This is a genomic window from Streptomyces sp. NPDC058955 (genome assembly GCF_042741435.1).
GTDB lineage: Bacteria > Actinomycetota > Actinomycetes > Streptomycetales > Streptomycetaceae > Streptomyces.
Genome location: NZ_JBHYKM010000004.1, coordinates 29,589 through 46,949, shown reverse-complemented (window position 1 = coordinate 46,949; position 17,361 = coordinate 29,589). Strand labels below are relative to the sequence as shown.

General features: G+C 71.0%; 15 protein-coding genes and 1 tRNA gene. 9 read left to right on the top strand and 7 right to left on the bottom strand.

The genetic code is table 11. The annotated features are described in order from the left end of the window. Nucleotides 1–86: 86 nt before the first annotated feature. From ACFW1I_RS03040 to ACFW1I_RS03020, 5 genes are all read left to right on the top strand, one after another. The gene (locus ACFW1I_RS03040; protein ID WP_384665503.1) at nucleotides 87–866 is read left to right on the top strand and encodes a DUF881 domain-containing protein; all 780 of its coding nucleotides are present in this window, start codon (nucleotides 87–89) and stop codon (nucleotides 864–866) included. A gap of 95 nt (nucleotides 867–961) precedes the next feature. Beyond that, nucleotides 962–1,123, top strand: a complete 162-nt coding sequence (locus tag ACFW1I_RS03035) for a hypothetical protein (RefSeq protein ID WP_030493741.1) — start codon at nucleotides 962–964, stop codon at nucleotides 1,121–1,123. Beyond that, a complete protein-coding gene (locus ACFW1I_RS03030) occupies nucleotides 1,120–1,758 on the top strand; it encodes an aminodeoxychorismate/anthranilate synthase component II (RefSeq protein ID WP_384665502.1) in 639 nt (212 codons plus the stop codon). Before ACFW1I_RS03035 ends, ACFW1I_RS03030 begins: the two co-directional genes overlap by 4 nt. Next, a complete protein-coding gene (locus ACFW1I_RS03025; RefSeq protein ID WP_384665500.1) occupies nucleotides 1,755–2,975 on the top strand; it encodes a class E sortase in 1,221 nt (406 codons plus the stop codon). Before ACFW1I_RS03030 ends, ACFW1I_RS03025 begins: the two co-directional genes overlap by 4 nt. A gap of 37 nt (nucleotides 2,976–3,012) precedes the next feature. After that, nucleotides 3,013–3,690 carry a class E sortase gene (locus ACFW1I_RS03020; RefSeq protein ID WP_384665499.1) on the top strand — a complete coding sequence of 226 codons (678 nt, stop codon included), beginning with the start codon at nucleotides 3,013–3,015 and terminating at the stop codon, nucleotides 3,688–3,690. Between the two features lie 88 nt (nucleotides 3,691–3,778). On the opposite strand, the gene pknB is transcribed toward ACFW1I_RS03020, so the two are convergent. From pknB to ACFW1I_RS02990, 6 genes are all read right to left on the bottom strand, one after another. Continuing rightward, nucleotides 3,779–5,812 (bottom strand): Stk1 family PASTA domain-containing Ser/Thr kinase, encoded by a 2,034-nt coding sequence (gene pknB, locus ACFW1I_RS03015; protein WP_384665498.1) that lies wholly within the window; start codon nucleotides 5,810–5,812, stop codon nucleotides 3,779–3,781. A 158-nt stretch (nucleotides 5,813–5,970) separates the two neighbouring features. Further along, the gene (locus ACFW1I_RS03010) at nucleotides 5,971–7,431 is read right to left on the bottom strand and encodes a peptidoglycan D,D-transpeptidase FtsI family protein (RefSeq protein ID WP_384665496.1); all 1,461 of its coding nucleotides are present in this window, start codon (nucleotides 7,429–7,431) and stop codon (nucleotides 5,971–5,973) included. Continuing rightward, entirely contained in the window at nucleotides 7,428–8,870 is a 1,443-nt protein-coding gene (locus ACFW1I_RS03005; RefSeq protein ID WP_384665494.1) for an FtsW/RodA/SpoVE family cell cycle protein, read from the bottom strand. The genes ACFW1I_RS03010 and ACFW1I_RS03005 overlap by 4 nt, the downstream gene beginning before the upstream one ends. 26 nt (nucleotides 8,871–8,896) lie before the next feature. Next, entirely contained in the window at nucleotides 8,897–10,390 is a 1,494-nt protein-coding gene (locus tag ACFW1I_RS03000; RefSeq protein WP_384665492.1) for a Stp1/IreP family PP2C-type Ser/Thr phosphatase, read from the bottom strand. Between the two features lie 96 nt (nucleotides 10,391–10,486). Further along, nucleotides 10,487–11,011: an FHA domain-containing protein gene (locus ACFW1I_RS02995; protein ID WP_384665490.1), complete on the bottom strand. Its 525-nt coding sequence runs from the start codon at nucleotides 11,009–11,011 to the stop codon at nucleotides 10,487–10,489. 10 nt (nucleotides 11,012–11,021) lie between these two features. Further along, nucleotides 11,022–11,861 (bottom strand): FhaA domain-containing protein, encoded by an 840-nt coding sequence (locus ACFW1I_RS02990; protein ID WP_384665488.1) that lies wholly within the window; start codon nucleotides 11,859–11,861, stop codon nucleotides 11,022–11,024. Between the two features lie 658 nt (nucleotides 11,862–12,519). On the opposite strand from ACFW1I_RS02990, the gene ACFW1I_RS02985 reads away from it, so the two are divergent. The 3 genes from ACFW1I_RS02985 (at nucleotide 12,520) to ACFW1I_RS02975 (ending at nucleotide 15,445) form a co-directional block, all read left to right on the top strand. Continuing rightward, nucleotides 12,520–12,606: transfer RNA gene (locus tag ACFW1I_RS02985), tRNA-Leu, on the top strand. A 327-nt stretch (nucleotides 12,607–12,933) separates the two neighbouring features. After that, the gene (locus ACFW1I_RS02980; protein WP_384665486.1) at nucleotides 12,934–14,724 is read left to right on the top strand and encodes a sensor histidine kinase; all 1,791 of its coding nucleotides are present in this window, start codon (nucleotides 12,934–12,936) and stop codon (nucleotides 14,722–14,724) included. 40 nt (nucleotides 14,725–14,764) lie between these two features. After that, the gene (locus ACFW1I_RS02975) at nucleotides 14,765–15,445 is read left to right on the top strand and encodes a response regulator (protein ID WP_384665485.1); all 681 of its coding nucleotides are present in this window, start codon (nucleotides 14,765–14,767) and stop codon (nucleotides 15,443–15,445) included. A 111-nt stretch (nucleotides 15,446–15,556) separates the two neighbouring features. Here ACFW1I_RS02975 and ACFW1I_RS02970 read toward each other — a convergent pair whose 3' ends face one another. After that, the gene (locus tag ACFW1I_RS02970) at nucleotides 15,557–16,021 is read right to left on the bottom strand and encodes a MarR family winged helix-turn-helix transcriptional regulator (protein ID WP_384665483.1); all 465 of its coding nucleotides are present in this window, start codon (nucleotides 16,019–16,021) and stop codon (nucleotides 15,557–15,559) included. A gap of 97 nt (nucleotides 16,022–16,118) precedes the next feature. Here ACFW1I_RS02970 and ACFW1I_RS02965 point away from each other — a divergent pair, with 97 nt between their 5' ends. Next, nucleotides 16,119–17,204 carry a hypothetical protein gene (locus ACFW1I_RS02965; RefSeq protein ID WP_384665482.1) on the top strand — a complete coding sequence of 362 codons (1,086 nt, stop codon included), beginning with the start codon at nucleotides 16,119–16,121 and terminating at the stop codon, nucleotides 17,202–17,204. The last annotated feature ends 157 nt before the right edge of the window (nucleotides 17,205–17,361 follow it).

Below are 17,361 nucleotides of genomic sequence, written 5' to 3'. Positions count from 1 at the left end.
CCGGGATGTGACGTAGCAGGTCGACTGCGCCCCCCGGGCGTCCGTTAGCGTAGTGGTTCCGCGGCGCAGAAGGGGATCAGGGTACGTTGAGCAATTCCGCCGGCACTCCGCGCGAACCCCTCGCCGGGCCGGGCCGCACCACCAGGTGGCGCCCCGTCCGGCTGCTGACCCTTGCCGTCTTCGCCCTCGCCGGACTGCTCTTCGTCACCAGCTTCAACACCGCCAAGGGCACCAACATCCGCACGGACGGCTCCCTGCTGAGGCTCTCCGACCTCATCGAGGAACGCAGCCACAAGAACGCAGGCCTCGACGAGTCCACCGCCGCCCTGCGCGGCGAGGTCGACTCCCTGGCCGCCCGCGACGACGGCTCGACCGCCGCCGAGGACCGCCGGCTGAAGGCCCTGGAGACCTCCGCGGGCACCACCGAGATCTCCGGCCCCGGCCTCACCGTCACCCTCAACGACGCCCCGCCCGGCGCCCAGGCCGCCCCCGGCTACCCCGAGCCGCAGGCCAACGACCTGGTCATCCACCAGCAGGACCTCCAGGCCGTCGTCAACGCCCTCTGGGAGGGCGGCGCCCAGGGCATCCGCGTCATGGACCAGCGGCTCATCTCCACCAGCGCGGTCCGCTGCGTCGGCAACACCCTCATCCTCCAGGGTCGCGTCTACTCGCCCCCGTACAAGATCACCGCGGTCGGCGACCGGGGGAAGCTCGACAAGGCCCTCGCCGACTCCCCGGCGCTGCAGAACTACCAGCTCTACGTGAAGGCGTACGGCCTCGGCTGGAAGGTCGACGACCACAAGGACGTCACCCTGCCCGGCTACACCGGCGCGGTCGACCTCCACTACGCCAGGCCGACCGCCTGAGACGGGTCGTCCACAGGCTTCGGACAGCTTCCCCACGACGGCGCCCGCGCCCCGTACTCTGGTGCCCGTAACGAACGGAAGGGGCGTCGGACGTCATGTACGGATGGATCTGGCGGCATCTGCCGGGCAACGCCTGGGTGAAGGCGCTGATCTCGGTCGTGCTGGTCCTCGCGGTCGTCTACGTGCTCTTCCAGTACGTGTTCCCCTGGGCGGAGCCTCTGCTTCCGTTCAACGATGTGACGGTGGACGGCCAGTGAGCGCGCGAATTCTCGTCGTCGACAACTACGACAGCTTCGTCTTCAACCTCGTGCAGTACCTGTACCAGCTCGGCGCCGAGTGCGAGGTGCTCCGCAACGACGAGGTGGAGCTGAGCCACGCCCAGGACGGCTTCGACGGCGTGCTGCTGTCGCCCGGCCCCGGCGCCCCCGAGCAGGCCGGCGTCTGCATCGACATGGTGCGGCACTGCGCCGCCACCGGCGTCCCCGTCTTCGGCGTCTGCCTCGGCATGCAGTCGATGGCCGTCGCCTACGGCGGCGTCGTCGACCGCGCCCCCGAGCTGCTGCACGGCAAGACCTCGCCCGTCCTCCACGAGGGCAAGGGCGTCTTCGCCGGCCTCCCCTCGCCGTTCACCGCGACCCGCTACCACTCGCTCGCCGCCGAGCCGGCCGACCTGCCGGCCGAGCTGGAGGTGACCGCGCGGACCGAGGACGGCATCATCATGGGCCTCCGCCACCGCGAACTGCCCGTCGAAGGCGTCCAGTTCCACCCCGAGTCGGTGCTCACCGAGCACGGCCACCTGATGCTCGCCAACTGGCTGGAGCAGTGCGGAGACGAGGGAGCGGTCGGCCGGTCGGAGGGGCTCGCGCCGGTGGTGGGCAAGGCCGTCGCGTGACCACGGGCTCGCCGTGGTTCCGGCCCTCCGGGCAGCCAGGAGCCGAGCCGATACCCGAGGAGCAGGGGCCCCGGCCGCCTTACGAGCAGCAGGGCCCGTACCCGTATCCGTACCAGCCCGAGCCCTCGTACGAGACCGCGTACGGGGACCGGACGCCGTACGCGTACGAGCCACAGGCCCCGGTTCCGGACGCCCCCGCCCCCGCCCCCGCTCCGGCGTACGAGGCCCCGCAGGCCCCGCAGGCCCCTCAGGCCCCTCAGGCCCCGGACGCCCCACAGGCCCCGCGGGAGACCTCGTACGAGCCCCTACACGAGCCGTACGGGGCCGGGGAGACGCGGGAGCTCCCCCAGGTCACCGAGGAGGCCCCGCGGCCCGTGGAGCCCCTTCCCGGGCCGGGACGGGCCGAGCGGCGCCGGGCCGCCGCCAAGCAGGGCCGCGGGAAGGGCCGCAGGGGCACCGCACCGGCCCCCGCCCCCGACGGCGGGACGGCCGCCGCCGGGCGCCCCCTCTCCCGGGTCGAGGCCCGCCGCGCCGCCCGGGAGGCCAAGGCGGCCAAGGACAGCGTCGGCGTGGTCGTCGGCGAGCTGTTCATCACCCTCGGCGTCGTCATGCTCCTCTTCGTCGCCTACCAGCTGTGGTGGACCAACGTCCTCGCCGGCCAGGAGACGAACCAGGCCAAGGAGCGGATCGAGGACACCTGGGCGAAGGGCGAGAGCAAGCCGGACGTCTTCGCCCCCGGCGAGGGCTTCGCCATCATGTACATCCCCAAGCTCGACGTCGTCGTCCCCGTCGCCGAGGGCATCAGCAAGCCCAAGGTCCTCGACAAGGGCATGGTCGGCCACTACGGCGAGGGCAAGCTGAAGACCGCCATGCCCGCCGACAAGCAGGGAAACTTCGCGGTCGCCGGCCACCGCAACACCCACGGCGAACCGTTCCGCTACATCAACCGCCTCAAGCCCGGCGACCCGATCGTGGTCGAGACGCAGGACGCCTACTACACCTACGAGATGGCGAGCATCCTGCCGCAGACCCCGCCGTCGAACATCGCCGTCATCGACCCGATCCCCAAGGGCTCCGGCTTCACCGAGCCCGGCCGCTACATCACCCTGACCACCTGCACGCCCGAGTTCACCAGCACCTACCGCATGATCGTGTGGGGAAAGCTGGTCGAGGAGCGGCCGCGCAGCAAGGGAAAGCCGGCCGCGCTCGTAGGCTGAGAGCCCAACACCTCCAGAAGGGACGAGGGCCGACCCAGTGTCACGCGCGCGCAACCGGATCGCCGGGCTCATCAGCGTCTTCGGCGAACTCCTCATCACAGCCGGCCTCGTGCTCGGACTCTTCGTCGTCTACTCGCTGTGGTGGACGAACGTCCTCGCCGACCGCGCCGCCGACAAGGAAGGCGCCCAGGTCCGCGGCGAATGGGCCGACCAGGGCCCCGGCGCCCTCGACACCAAGGGCGGCGCCGGCTTCCTGCACGTCCCCGCCTTCGGCGGCGACGAGATCCTGGTGAAGCGCGGCACCGAGAGCTCCGTCCTCAACAACGGCGTCGCCGGCTACTACACCGAGCCGGTCAAGTCGGCCCTCCCGCAGGACAAGGAGGGCAACTTCACCCTGGCCGCGCACCGCGACGGACACGGCGCCAAGTTCCACAACATCCACAAGTTGAAGAACGGCGATCCGATCGTCTTCGAGTCCAAGGACACCTGGTACGTCTACAAGGTCTACAAGACGCTCCCGGAGACCACGAAGTACAACGTGGACGTCCTCCAGCCCGTCCCCGAGGAGTCCGGTAAGACGAAGCCCGGCCGGTACATCACCCTCACCACCTGCACCCCGATGTACACCTCGGACTACCGCTTCATCGTCTGGGGCGAACTGGCCCGCACCGAGAAGGTCGACGCGAACCGCACCCCGCCGGCCGAACTCCGCTGAGGGACACCGACCAGGAAAGGGGAGAGCCCCGGACTCCTTCACCAGGACTCCGGGGCTCTCCCCTTCTCGCGGACCGGGGGGCGGCGGGCTAGTCGAACCAGCCGCCGCCGTCACCGTTGTTGTTGTCGCCGGGCTGCTGGTCGCCGCCGCCGGGGTTGCCACCGCCGCCGCCGTCCACGGTGACCAGGGTGACCGTGTCGCCCGGCTTCACCGTGGAGCCCGCGGGCGGGTTCGACTGGAACACCCGGGCGTCGTCCTTGTCGACACCGACCACGACGACCGTGACGCCCTGGCCCTGGAGGTTGTCCCGGACCTCCTTGAGCGTCTTGCCGACGATGTCCGCGGGGATCGTGATCTGGGGGACCGCCGGGCCCTTCGAGACCTTCAGGGTGATCTCGACGTCCAGCGGCTGGTTGCTGGGGCCGCCGGGGGTCTGCTCCAGGACCATGCCCTTCGGCTGGTCGTTGTCGACCTCCTCCTGCTTCACCTTGGTGAAGCCGAGGCCGTTCAGCTGCTGCAGCGCCAGGCTGATGTCACGGTTCCGGACGTCCGGCAGCTGCGTCAGCTTCTGCTTGGCGACCGTGAGGGTCACCTCGGAGTTCTTCTCGGCCTTGGTGCCGTTCTGCGGGTTCTGCCGCAGGACGGTGCCGGGGTCCTCCTCGGACTCCTCCTCCTCGACCTTGACCTTGAAGCCCTTGCCCTCCAGGGTCTCCCGGGCCCGCTCCACCGACTGCTCCTGGACGTCCGGGACCTCCACGAGCGGCGCGCCCTCGGAGACCCACACCTGGATGGTGGCGTCGACGTCCATCTTGCTGGCGCCGTCGGCGGCCGGGTTCTGGCGGCAGATCGCGCCGGTGGGCTGCTCGCAGCGCTCGCTGCCCGCCTCCTGCACCTTCACCTGGGCGTTGAGCGCCGACTTCTGCGCCTCGTCCATCTTCTGGCCGACGAGCTGCGGCACCGTCGTCTGCTGCGGGGTGTCGTTGGTGTTCATGAGGTACTGGGCGATGAAGATCGCGCCGACCAGCACAAGGACACCGCAGAGCGCCAGCAGGATCGTCGAGGCGTTCGACTTCTTCTGGCCGCCGCGGCGGCGGTCCGGGCGGTCGTCGTAACCGTCGTACCCGCCGTAGCCCCCGCCGTCCGGCGGAACCGGCGGCATCATCGAGGTCTGGCCGACCGGGTCGGCCTGGCGCAGCGCCGTGGTCGGCTGGTCCTCCGGCGGGTAGCCGTAGCCGTTGTACGCCGGGGCCGCCATGCCCATCGCGGCGGCGGCCGCGACCGGCTGCCCGTCGAGGCACGCCTCGATGTCCGCGCGCATCTCGTCGGCGGACTGGTAGCGGTAGTCGGGGTCCTTGACCAGCGCCTTCAGGACGATGGCGTCCATCTCGGGCGTGATCTCGGCGTCGAAGTTGCTCGGCGGCTGCGGCTCTTCCCGGACGTGCTGGTAGGCGACGGCCACGGGGGAGTCGCCGATGAACGGCGGCCGGACGGTGAGCAGTTCGTAGAGCAGGCAGCCCGTGGAGTACAGGTCGGAACGGGCGTCGACCTGCTCGCCCTTGGCCTGCTCCGGGGAGAGGTACTGGGCGGTGCCGATGACCGCGGCGGTCTGCGTCATGGTCATGCCCGCGTCGCCCATGGCGCGTGCGATGCCGAAGTCCATGACCTTGACCTGGCCGGTGCGGGTCAGCATCACGTTCGCGGGCTTGATGTCGCGGTGCACGATGCCGGCGCGGTGCGAGTACTCCAGCGCCTGCAGGATGCCGACGGTCATCTCCAGCGTCCGCTCCGGCAGCAGCTTGCGGCCGGAGTGCAGCAGCTCGCGGAGGGTCGAGCCGTCGACGTACTCCATCACGATGTACGGGATGGAGACCCCGTCGACGTAGTCCTCGCCGGTGTCGTAGACCGCGACGATCGCCGGGTGGTTCAGGGAGGCGGCGGACTGTGCCTCACGGCGGAACCGGGCCTGGAAGGACGGGTCACGGGCCAGGTCGGCCCGCAGCGTCTTCACGGCGACGGTGCGGCCGAGCCGGGTGTCCTGGGCGAGGTACACCTCGGCCATGCCACCACGGCCGAGCACCGAGCCCAGCTCGTACCGGCCGCCGAGGCGACGCGGCTCTTCCATAGCTAATCCAGCCCTCTCCGTCTGTCCCGACCGCACCCTTGGGTGGTCCGGCGGTGTGTGCTGTCCGCGCATACGCTACCGGCCCCGAAGAGCGGTACCGCCCGCGGAGGGCAGCTGATACCTGACCGGTACCTGGCGGGCACCGGCCCTTCGCAAGATCAGCCGCGGCTCTTCAGAACCGCCTTCATGACCGCCTTCGCGATCGGTGCGGCCAGACCGCCACCGCTGATGTCCTCACGGCCGAGGCCCTTGGCGTCCTCGACGATCACGGCGACCGCGACGGGGGAACCCTGGTCGGTCTTGGCGTACGAGATGAACCACGCGTACGGGCGCTTGGCGTTCTTCTCGCCGTGCTGCGCGGTACCGGTCTTGCCGCCGACCCGCACGCCGTCCATGTTGAGGTCGGCCTTGCCGCCGGTGCCCTTGGCGACGACGTTCTCCATCATCGCCTGGAGCTTCTGCGCGTTCTCCGGGGAGACCGGCTGGCTCAGCTCCTCCGGCTCGTTCTGCTTGATGACGTCCAGGTTCGGCGCCCGCAGCTGGTCGATCATGTACGGCTTCATCAGCTTGCCGTCGTTCGCGATCGCCGCCGTGACCATCGCCATCTGGAGCGGGGTGGTCGCGGTGTTGAACTGGCCGATCGAGGAGAGCGCGTTGCCACCGCGGTCGGCCTTCTTGTCGTAGACCGAGGCGGCGGACCGGACGGGGGTGAACTGCTCGGCGTTGAAGCCGAACTTCTCCGCCATCTCGTTCATCTTCTCGACGCCGACGTCGTCACCGAGCTTGGCGAAGACCGAGTTGCAGGAGATCCGCAGCGCCTCGTTGAGGCTGGCGTTGGCGCAGCCGCCCGAGTGGTTCTTCATCGGGACGGTGGAGAGCGGGATCTTCCAGCCCTCGGGCGTCTCGGTCGCCGCGTCGATGTCCGTGACCTTGCCGGCCTCCAGGGCGGCGGCCGCGGTCACGACCTTGAAGACCGAGCCGGGCGGGTAGATCTCGCGCAGCGCGCGGTTCTGCATCGGCTTGGCCTTGGACTCGGTCAGCGCCACCCACGCCTTCTCGTCGTCGCTGCCGGCGATCGTGGAGGGGTCGTACGACGGAGTCGACGCGAGCGCCAGGATCTTGCCGGTCGACGGCTCGATCGCGACGACGGCGCCGGTGTTCTTCCCCAGGCCCTCGAAGGCGGCCTTCTGCGCGGCGCCGTTGAGGGTGGTGACGACGTCGCCGCCCCTCTTCTTCTCACCGGTGAACATCGACAGGGTGCGGTCGAAGAACAGCCGGTCGTCGTTGCCGGTGAGGATGCCGTCCTCGATCTTCTCGATGAAGTTGGCGTCGTACACCTGCGAGGCGTACCCGGTGACCGGGGCCCACATGGGGCCGTTCACATAGGTCCGCTTGTACTTGTAGTAGTTGCCGCCGGAGTCGACGGAGCCGGTGATCGGCTTGCCGTCGACGATGATGTTGCCGCGCTCGTTGGCGTACCGCTCGATGCGGACGCGCGTGTTCTTCGGGTGCGCGTTCAGCTCGTCGGCGCGGACGAACTGGAGCCAGTTGTCGCGCAGGAGCAGGGCGAGGACGAGCAGGCCGCAGAAGATCGCGACCCGGCGCAGCGGCTTGTTCACGGACGGACCACCTGGGTCATCTCGGCGTCGGGGTTCGGGGCGGGGGCGGGCGCGGGGCGGCGCGCGGTGTCGCTGATCCGGATCAGGATGCCGATCAGGGCCCAGTTGGCGATCACGGACGAACCGCCGTACGCGAGGAACGGCATCGTCATGCCGGTGAGCGGGATGAGGCCCATCACACCGCCGGCGACGACGAAGATCTGCAGCGCGAACGCGCCGGAGAGGCCCATCGCCAGCAGCTTGCCGAAGGGGTCGCGGGCGGCGAGGGCGGTGCGGATGCCGCGCTCGATGATCAGGCCGTACAGCAGCAGGAAGACCATGACGCCGGCCAGGCCGAGCTCCTCGCCGACGGTGGCGAAGATGAAGTCGGAGTTGGCGGCGAACTGGATGAGGTCGGAGTTGCCCTGGCCGAGGCCGGTGCCGAGGATGCCGCCGGAACCGAACGACATCAGGACCTGGGTCATCTGGTCACAGGCGTACGCCATGTTCGAGCCGGGCTCGGCCGTCTTGAGGCACTCGAAGGGGTCGAGCCAGGCCGCCACACGCGACTGCACGTGGCTCGCCGTGGAGCCGACGGCCACCGCGCCGGCGACGGCCATCAGCAGACCCATGACGATCCAGCTGGTCCGCTCGGTGGCCACGTACAGCATGATCACGAACATGCCGAAGAACAGCAGCGAGGTACCGAGGTCGTTCTCGAAGACCAGGATGAGGAGGCTGACCGCCCAGATCGTCAGGATCGGGCCGAGGTCGCGGCCGCGGGGCAGGTAGAGCCCCATGAAGCGGCGGCTGGCCAGGGCCAGCGCGTCCCGCTTCACCATCAGGTAGCCGGAGAAGAACACGGCCAGGACGAGCTTGGCGAACTCACCGGGCTGGATGGAGAAGCCGCCGATGCGGATCCAGATCTTGGCGCCGAAGCTGTCGGTACCGAGCCCCGGAACGAGCGGCAGCAGCAGGAGGATCAGGGCCACCACCATGGAGATGTACGTGTAGCGCTGCAGGACCCGGTGGTCCTTCAGGATCAGCAGCACGCCCACGAACATGGCGATGCCGATCGCGGAGTACATCATCTGGTTCGGCGCGGACGGGCTGAAGGCGCCGTACTGGAGCTTGGCCAGCTGGATCAGCCGCGGCGACTGGTCGAGACGCCAGATCAGCACCAGGCCCATGCCGTTGAGCAGGGTCGCCAGCGGCAGCAGCAGCGGGTCCGCGTACGGGGCCCACTTGCGCACCACGAGGTGGGCGACGGTCGCGAGGAGCGCCAGGCCGAGCCCGTACCCGAGCATGCCGGCCGGGACTTCGCCGTCCAGCGCGAGCCCGACGTTGAGGTACGCGAACACCGGGATGGCGACGGCGAAGCCGAGGAGCGCCAGTTCCGTGTTGCGGCGGCTCGGCGCCTCGATCGCGCCGATGGTGGTCGTGTTGGTGACAACGCTCATGGTGGTGACAGGCCCCCTACGGGTGCTTACTGCTTGCCGCAGTTCGAGGCCAGCTTCTGCTCCTCCGAGGTGAGGGTGGGACCCGGGGTCGGAGCGGCTGTGGTGGGCTTGGATTCGGGCTTGGCGTCGGCGCCGTCGGCCGGCTTCTCGGCCGCCTCGGCGGCCTTCTCCTTGTCGGCCTTCTCCTTGGCCACGCGGCGCTCTTCGGTCTTCTTGCAGGCCGATGCCTGGACCGCCAGCTCGGAGATCTTCGTCTGGGCCTTGGCGAGGCTGCCGCCCGCGATGGTGTCCTCGACCTGCTTCCGCTGGTAGGCGGGGAGGTACTTGAGTTCGATCTCGGGGTGGTCCTTCTCGACCTCCGAGAGCTTCACCCAGGCGAGGTCCTGGCTGATGCCCCGGTACAGCGCCACGTGCTCGGCGTTGGAGCCCACGTAGTACTGGGTCTGGGTCCAGCGCCAGCCGCCGTACGCGCCGCCGGCGAGGACGCCGAGCGCGAGGACGAGGATCACGGTGCGGCCGATCCACCGCCGCCGCTTCCGCGGCTTGACGAAGTCGTCGTCCGTGTACGCGTCGAAGGCGCCGTGCGGCGGCATCGAGCCGTAGCCGTGGTCGTCGCCGCTGCCGGGCGGGCCGAAGCCGCCGGCGGGGGGCTGGTGGTGGGCGGGGCGGCCGAGCCCGGAGGCGCGGCCGGCCGGGGTCTGCATGGCGCCGCCGTCGTTCAGCTGCTGCTGGTTCTCGGCGACCGCGCCGACGACGACCGGGGTGTCGCTGAGGTGGCCGGCGAGGGTGTCGCCGCCGTCGACGTCGAGGACGTCGGCGACGATCACCGTGATGTTGTCGGGGCCGCCGCCGCGCAGCGCGAGCTGGATCAGCTCCTGCACGGTCTCCTGCGGGCCCTGGTAGCTGGCGAGGGTGTCCTCCAGCGTCTGGTGGGACACCACGCCAGACAGGCCGTCGGAGCAGATCAGGTACCGGTCGCCGGCGCGGACCTCACGGATGGAGAGGTCGGGCTCGACGTGGTCGCCGCTGCCGAGCGCGCGCATGAGGAGCGAGCGCTGGGGGTGGGTGGTGGCCTCCTCCTCGGTGATCCGGCCCTCGTCGACGAGCCGCTGGACCCAGGTGTGGTCCTGGGTGATCTGGGTGAGGACGCCGTCGCGCAGCAGGTACGCGCGCGAGTCGCCGACGTGCACGAGGCCGAGCCGCTGCCCGGTCCACAGCAGGGCGGTGAGCGTGGTGCCCATGCCCTCCAGCTGCGGGTCCTCCTCGACCATCATCCGGAGCTGGTCGTTGGCGCGCTGCACCGCCGTACCGAGCGAGGTGAGGATGTCGGAGCCGGGGATGTCGTCGTCGAGCGTGACGAGCGTCGAGATCACCTCGGAGGAGGCGACCTCGCCGGCGGCCTGGCCGCCCATGCCGTCGGCGATCGCGAGCAGCCGGGGACCGGCATAGCCGGAGTCCTCGTTGCCCTCGCGGATCATGCCCTTGTGCGAGCCCGCGGCGAATCGCAGGGAGAGACTCATGCCCACCTGCCCTGTCGCCGCTGCATCGGGGTACAGCCGGTCTCGACCCACACTGCCCACCCTCCGGTCGCTCCGGTCAGCTCGCTCATTGTCGTACTACTTCCGCAGCTCGATGACGGTCTTGCCGATGCGGATCGGCGCCCCCAGCGGAATCGGCGTTGCGGTGGTGAGGCGGGTCCGGTCCAGGTACGTGCCGTTCGTGGACCCGAGGTCCTCGACGATCCACTGGCCGTCCCGGTCGGGGTAGATCCGGGCGTGCCGGCTGGACGCGTAGTCGTCGTCCAGCACGATCGTCGAGTCGTGCGCCCGGCCCAGGGTGATCGTCTGCCCCTGGAGGGCCACGGTCGTGCCGGTGAGGGTGCCCTCGGAGACGACCAGCTTCGTCGGCGCGCCGCGGCGCGACCGGCCACCGCCGGCCGGCGGCTGCTGCGCGCGCTGCTGAGGCGGCGCGGCGGCCTGGCGCCCGCCCTGCTGGGGACGCGCCTCCTGGCGGCGGGAACCGCGCTGGGTCACCCGCGTACCGAACAGGTCGCTACGGATGACCTGGACGGCCACGATGACGAACAGCCACAGAACGGCCAGGAAACCCAGCCGCATGACCGTCAGGGTCAGCTCTGACATTGCCCCCGCTTCACCCTTCGGCTTGCCGGTAAACGATGGTGGTGCTGCCCACGACGATCCGCGAGCCGTCGCGGAGCGTAGCGCGGGTGGTGTGCTGCCCGTCCACCACGATGCCGTTGGTGGATCCGAGATCCTGGATCGTCGAGGGCGTTCCGGTCCGGATCTCGCAGTGCCGGCGGGACACGCCGGGATCGTCGATCCTCACGTCGGCGTCGGTGCTGCGGCCGAGGACCAGGGTCGGGCGGGAGATCTGGTGGCGGTTGCCGTTGATCTCGATCCAGCGGCGCACCTGGGCGCCGCCCGCCGCCGGAGGACGGCCGCCGCCGGCCGGGCGGTGACCCGCGCCGCCGGGCGGCGGCGAGGACGGCATCGGCGGAGCCCCGGCCGGGGGCCCCTGCGGGTACCCGTAGCCGCCGCCCGCCCCCTGAGGCGAGTGGGGCGGCTGGTGGCCGCCGGGCGGCTGCGGCTGGGACGTGCTCGACGCGAGCGTACGGCTGCGCACCCGGTACAGACCGGTGTCGAGGTCGTCGGCCTTCTCCAGGTGGACCTTGATCGGGCCCATGAAGGTGTACCGCTGCTGCTTGGCGTAGTCCCGGACCAGGCCGGCGAGCTCGTCGCCCAGCTGGCCCGAGTAGGGGCTCAGACGCTCGTAGTCGGGCGCGCTGAGCTCCACGATGAAGTCGTTGGGGACGACGGTCCGCTCGCGGTTCCAGATCTGCGCGTTGTTGTCGCACTCGCGCTGGAGCGCGCCGGCGATCTCGACCGGCTGGACCTCGGACTTGAACACCTTGGCGAAGGTGCCGTTGACCAGACCTTCGAGACGCTGCTCGAAACGCTTCAGGACTCCCATGGGGCACCTCCTCCGTCGTTGCCGTCCTGGTACTGCTTACTGATCGTATCCACGCGTCGGGAAATCGGCTGGTTCCCCTTCTCTGCCCTGTGGACGAGTGTCACCTCTCACAGGCCCTCCCCCCAGGGATCGTAGAGGGGGCCTGTGGACAGTGTCCCGCACGCGGCTGTCCGACAGGAGGGGCGGAGTGCGCGAGTCAGCGGGTCGAGCGGTGCCGCCGGCGCCGCAACCTCCCGCTTCTCCCCTGTCTCTCCCATCTCTCCCCTCTCTCCCCTGTGTCCCTTCTCTCCTTCTTCTCCTTACTTCTCCCCTGCGGTGCGGCCGGCGACTCCGGGGGTTCTCCCTGGTCGGTCCCGGATCGGTCTCGGGGTCGGCTTAGGGGGCGGCTGCGGAAGGGGTCGGCCGTGGAGGGATTCGATCGAGGACTTCGGTCGAGGACTTCGGGGGAGGACTTCGGACGGGAGACGAGCGGTCGGTCGTCCTGCCGTCCGCATCGACGTCCCCTCTCCCTCTCCCTCTCCCCCTGCCTCTCCCTCTCGTCTGTTCTGCGCGCGGGGGGCCGAAACAACGGATGTGAATCCACCGTCCGCGACGTGCTAATCTTCAGATGTCGCCAGGCGCTCCCACCGAAAGGTGAGAGACCGGGAGACCACCCAATGCGCGGGTGGCGGAATAGGCAGACGCGCTGGATTCAGGTTCCAGTGCCCGCAAGGGCGTGGGGGTTCAACTCCCCCCTCGCGCACCAGACGGAAGCCCCGTAGGTCCCAGACCTACGGGGGGGGCCGGGGGTGCGGACCCGTGAGGCATCCCACTCCCCGCGTCCCCCCCCACCCCACGCCCCACGCCCGTCGGGGGGGCGGGGGGCGCCGGCGGGGGGGGTTCGAACGCCCCGCCCGCCCCCCCCCGGCCCCCGAGGGCCCGCCCCGCGCGCGGGGGGCTTCCGCGTTGTCCGGACACGTGACGCATCCCACTCCCCGCTTCCCACCCGACCCATCGCCCATCGCCTTTCGTCGTTCCGGGTCGCGACGAAAGAGGGACGCCCCGAGGGCCTGGCGCTGCCTAGGGTGCGAGCGTGGAAGCGACGAGTGGGGGAACGGCACCGACGGCGGTCGGGCGGGGGATCGGAGCGAAGGCGGCCGCCGCGTGGAGATGGCTCGCGCCCGCGGGGGAATGGTCGCGGCGCAGGACGGTCGGCGAGTCGGCGCTCACCGCCGTCGTGGCGCTGCTCGCCGCCGGCACGGAGGAACTGCTCGGCGGCGAGGGATGGCAGCTCGCCGCCGTCGCCGCCGCCTCGGCCGTGTTGTCGCTGCTGCGCCGCCGGTTCCCCGCCACCGTGCTCGTCGTCACCGCCGCGCTCAGCCCCGTCGTCGCCGGACTCGGCCCGCTGCTGCTCGTCCTCGGCTGGTCCGCCGGCGGCCACATCGTCGGCGTCGGCCGGGCCCTGAACGCGTTCATCGGCGCCTACGTCCTCAACGTCGCCGCCACCCTGCTCGTCGCCTGGGACCAGCAGCGGATGCTCACCGTCGCCTTCATGGCGACCCTCTACTACCTGGGCACCACCCTCGCCCCCGGCCTCGCCCACCGCTACTGGGCCCAGCGCCGCACCCTCCTGCACGCCCTCCAGGAGCGCAACGTGCGGCTGGTGCGCGAGCGGGCGATGATCGGGCGGAACGCCCGGCTGCGGGAGCGGCAGCGCATCGCCCAGGACATGCACGACAGCCTCGGCCACCAACTCGCCCTGATCGCCGTCCACACGGGCGCGCTGGAGGTCGACCGCGAGCTGACCGAGCGGCAGCGCGAGGTCGTCGGCGTGCTCCGGAACGCGTCCGTGACCGCCATGCACGAACTGCGGGAGGTCGTCGGCATACTCCGCGACGGCACCGAGGCCGCCGACCCCGACACCGGACCCGTCGGCACCGGCGACGAGAGCGGCCGGGCCGCCCGCGGGATCGCCGGCATCGAAGGGCTCGTCGCCTCCGCGCGCGCCGCCGGGACCCACGTGACCCTGCGGCGGATCGGCGACGAGCGGCCCCTGGAGCCGGCCGCCGACCACGCCGCGTACCGCATGGCGCAGGAAGCGCTCACCAACGCCTACAAGTACGCCCCCGGCGCCGCCATCAGCGTCGAACTGCGCTACGAGCCCGACACCTTCGTCGTCGAGATCTTCAACGAGGAGCCGCCCGCCGGGCCCGCGGAGGGCGTCGTCAGCGGCGGCCAGGGGCTGGCCGGACTCGAGGAACGGGCCCGGCTCGTCGGCGGCATGTGCCACGCCGGACCCGCCGACGGCGGAGGCTTCCGGGTCGCCGGAATGCTGCCGTACGGCTCCGCTCCGACCGGCGAATCGGCGCCTTTGGTCGATGCGGCCGACGACTTCCGGCAGCAGTCGACGAAGCCCTTCGGCCGAGAAGCTCGTCCCGTACCGGTCGGAGAGCCCGACTGGAGCTTCACGGAACGGGAGTTGGCGATGGCACTGCACGGAGGGAAGACCCGCAGCACCGGGGGATCGATCGCACTCGGCTGCGGCATCGCCTTCGCGGCGCTCGTCGTCCTCGTCGTCGCCGCCGGCTTCGGCCTCTACTACTTCGTCGGATCGGTCCAGGACGCGATGGTCGAGCCCGCGAAGTACGAGTCCATCGAGGTCGGCATGGCCGAGAAGGACGTCCGGCCCATGCTGCCCGACGGCGACTCCCTCGCGACCATGGCCACCGCGGGCGAGGGCGCGCCGCCCGAGCCCAAGGGCGCCGCCTGCCTCGCCTTCCTCTCCACGGAGATGAGCGACGACTTCGACACGGAGCCCGTTTTCCGGTTCTGCTTCAAGGACGGCAAGCTGATCGAGAAGAAGGCGTACGAGGTGCGGCCGTAGCGTCACGGCCGGCCCGTACCGGAGGGTTGGGGGAGGCGCAGTGCTGTCAGGGCGGGCGGGACGGTCCGGGCGGGCCGTCAAGGTCGTGGTGGCCGACGACGAGCCGCTGATCAGGGCGGGGATCCGGATGATCCTCAACTCCGATCCGGACATCCACGTGGTCGCCGAGGCCGCGAACGGGCGCGAGGCCGTCGACGCGGCCCGCGCGCACGCCGCCGACGTCGTGCTGCTCGACATCCAGATGCCGGTCCTCGACGGGCTCTCCGCCCTCCCCGAGCTGCGAAGGGCCGCCCCGGGGGCGCGGGTGATCGTCCTGACCACCTTCGGCGAGCGCGAGAACGTGCTGCGGGCGCTGGAGCACGGCAGCGCGGGCTTCCTGCTGAAGGACACCGCCCCCGCCGAACTGATCGGCGCCGTACGGGCCACCGCCGCCGGCGACGCCTATCTCTCGCCCGCGGCGACCCGGCACGTCGTCGAACGGCTCGCCTCCGGCCGCGAGACCGCCCGCGCCAAAGAAGCCCGCGGGCGGGTCGCCGCGCTCGGCGAGAAGGAGCGGGAGGTCCTCGCGCTCCTCGGCGAGGGCCTGTCCAACGCCGACGCGGGCCGTCGGCTGCACATGAGCGAGGCCACCGTGAAGGCGTACGTCAGCAGGATCCTCGCCAAGCTCCAGTGCGAGAACCGCGTCCAGGCGGCGCTCCTCGCCCGCGACGCGGGGCTGTAGCGGGGCGGGGGCGGTCGCCGGCCTCTTCGGGAGGCCGGGAGCGTGTGGCCCGGGAGCGTCGGGCTCGGGAGGGGCAGGCTCAGGGGGCGTCGGGCTCGGGAGGCGTCGGGCTCAGGAGGCGTCGGGGAGGCCGGCGGTGCCTGCGGCGTTGTAGCGGAGGAGGTAGCCGGCGAACCGGGCCAGGTCCTCGGCGGACCAGTCCTTCAGGCGCTCCTGATAGGCGGCGTGACGGTTGGCCTGGGCGGTGGCGAGCACCGCGAGACCGGCCTCCGTCGGGTGCAGCACCTGCACCCGGTGGTCGTCCGGGGCGGGCCGGCGCTCCACCAGGCCCATCTTCTCCAGGCCCGCCAGCTGGCGGCTGACCGTCGACTTGTCCAGCAGATAGTGCGCCGCGAGGTCCGTGGCGCGACAGCCGCGCCGGTCCTCGATGTGGGCGAGGAGCGTGTACGAGACGAGCGGGATCTCCGGGTGGACCCGGGCCGCGGCGGCGCGGGCCCGGCGCGCGAACGCCGTCAGCTCGCGCTGGATGACGTCCACGGACGCCTCGCGCGGCACCTCGTCGCCGACGTCGGACATATGGGCTCCCTTGCCGCGCTCGCCCCGTACGGGATTTCAGTTGTATAGTACAACGGTTCTTTAGTTGTAAAAGCCAACCAAAGCTTCGGAGGTCACGGTGTCCACAGGACCCCACCCCACCGCCGGCGCCCTGCGGCACGTCCTCGGGCACCTCCTCACCCCCCTCCTGATGTGCCTCGGCATGGGCCTCGCCTACCTCGGCGCCTTCCACGCCCCCCAGCCCCACGACCTCCGCGTCGACATCGTCGGCTCCGGCCCCTCCGCCCAGGTCCTCGCCCAGACCCTCCAGGACAAGGGCGACGGCGCCCTCGACGTCCGTACCGTCCCCGACCGGGCCACCGCCGCCACCGCCCTCCTCCGGCAGGACAGCTACGGCGCCTACATCCCCGGCGACCACCCCGAACTCCTCGTCGCCTCCGCCTCCTCCGACACCAGCGCCATGGCCGTCGAGAAGGTCTTCACCCAGGTCGCCGCCGGGCAGGACTCACCCCTCAAGGTCACCGACCTCGCCCCCACCGCCTCCGGCGACCCCACCGGCCAGGGAGTCTTCTTCCTCCTCGTCGCCGTGAGCATCGGCGCGTACGCCTCCGTCGCCGTCATCGGAGCCGCCGGAGCCGCCCTCCCCATGCGGATCCGTGCCCTCCTCGCCGCAGGCACCTCCCTCGTCGTCAGCCTCATCGGCACGCTCTTCGCCGGCCCCGTCTTCCACCTCGTCGACCACGGCCTCGCCGGCGTCTGGGCCCTCTCCTGGCTCTACGCCGCCGGCATCCTCCTCATCGGCATCGGCCTCCACACCTACCTCCGCCGCTGGACCACGCTCGGCGTGATGGTCCTCTTCGTCATGCTCAACTTCACGAGCTCCGGCGGCATCTACCGGCCCGAGCTCCAGCCCGGCTTCTTCGGCTCCCTGCACGCCTTCTGGAACGGCGCCGGCCTCGTCGAAGGCATCCGCGGCCACGTCTACTTCGACGGCCACGCCCTCGGCGGCAACGTCCTCGTCCTCGCCCTCTGGTTCCTCGCCGGAGCCGTCCTCGTCACCCTCGCCGGTCGCACCGAGGCGCGGCGGAACGTGGTGGCCGTCGCCGCGGCGAGCCAGGGCGGGAAGGAAGTCGAGAAGGAGGCCGAGAAGGCGGCCGAGGCGGAGAAGGCCGAGGAGGAGATGGAGGAGGCCGTGGCCGTCTGAGTCGTCTGACTCGCGTCTGACTCGCGTCTGGGTCGTCTGGGTCGTCTGGGTCCTCTCGGTCCTCCGGGGCGTCCGACCAGGGGGCCGGTGGTTTTCCACAGGCCGTTGTCCACAGGGGGAGACGGCCGATCAAGAGCGGCTGTACCGTCAGGCCCGG

Excerpts from the sequence above, each read along its gene's own strand:
- ACFW1I_RS03035 (WP_030493741.1), top strand. The coding sequence starts at position 962 with ATGTACGGATGGATCTGGCGGCATCTGCCGGGCAACGCCTGGGTGAAG.
- pknB (WP_384665498.1), bottom strand. The coding sequence starts at position 5,812 with ATGGAAGAGCCGCGTCGCCTCGGCGGCCGGTACGAGCTGGGCTCGGTG.
- ACFW1I_RS03005 (WP_384665494.1), bottom strand. The coding sequence starts at position 8,870 with ATGAGCGTTGTCACCAACACGACCACCATCGGCGCGATCGAGGCGCCG.
- ACFW1I_RS03000 (WP_384665492.1), bottom strand. The coding sequence starts at position 10,390 with ATGAGTCTCTCCCTGCGATTCGCCGCGGGCTCGCACAAGGGCATGATC.
- ACFW1I_RS02995 (WP_384665490.1), bottom strand. The coding sequence starts at position 11,011 with ATGTCAGAGCTGACCCTGACGGTCATGCGGCTGGGTTTCCTGGCCGTT.
- ACFW1I_RS02990 (WP_384665488.1), bottom strand. The coding sequence starts at position 11,861 with ATGGGAGTCCTGAAGCGTTTCGAGCAGCGTCTCGAAGGTCTGGTCAAC.
- ACFW1I_RS02970 (WP_384665483.1), bottom strand. The coding sequence starts at position 16,021 with ATGTCCGACGTCGGCGACGAGGTGCCGCGCGAGGCGTCCGTGGACGTC.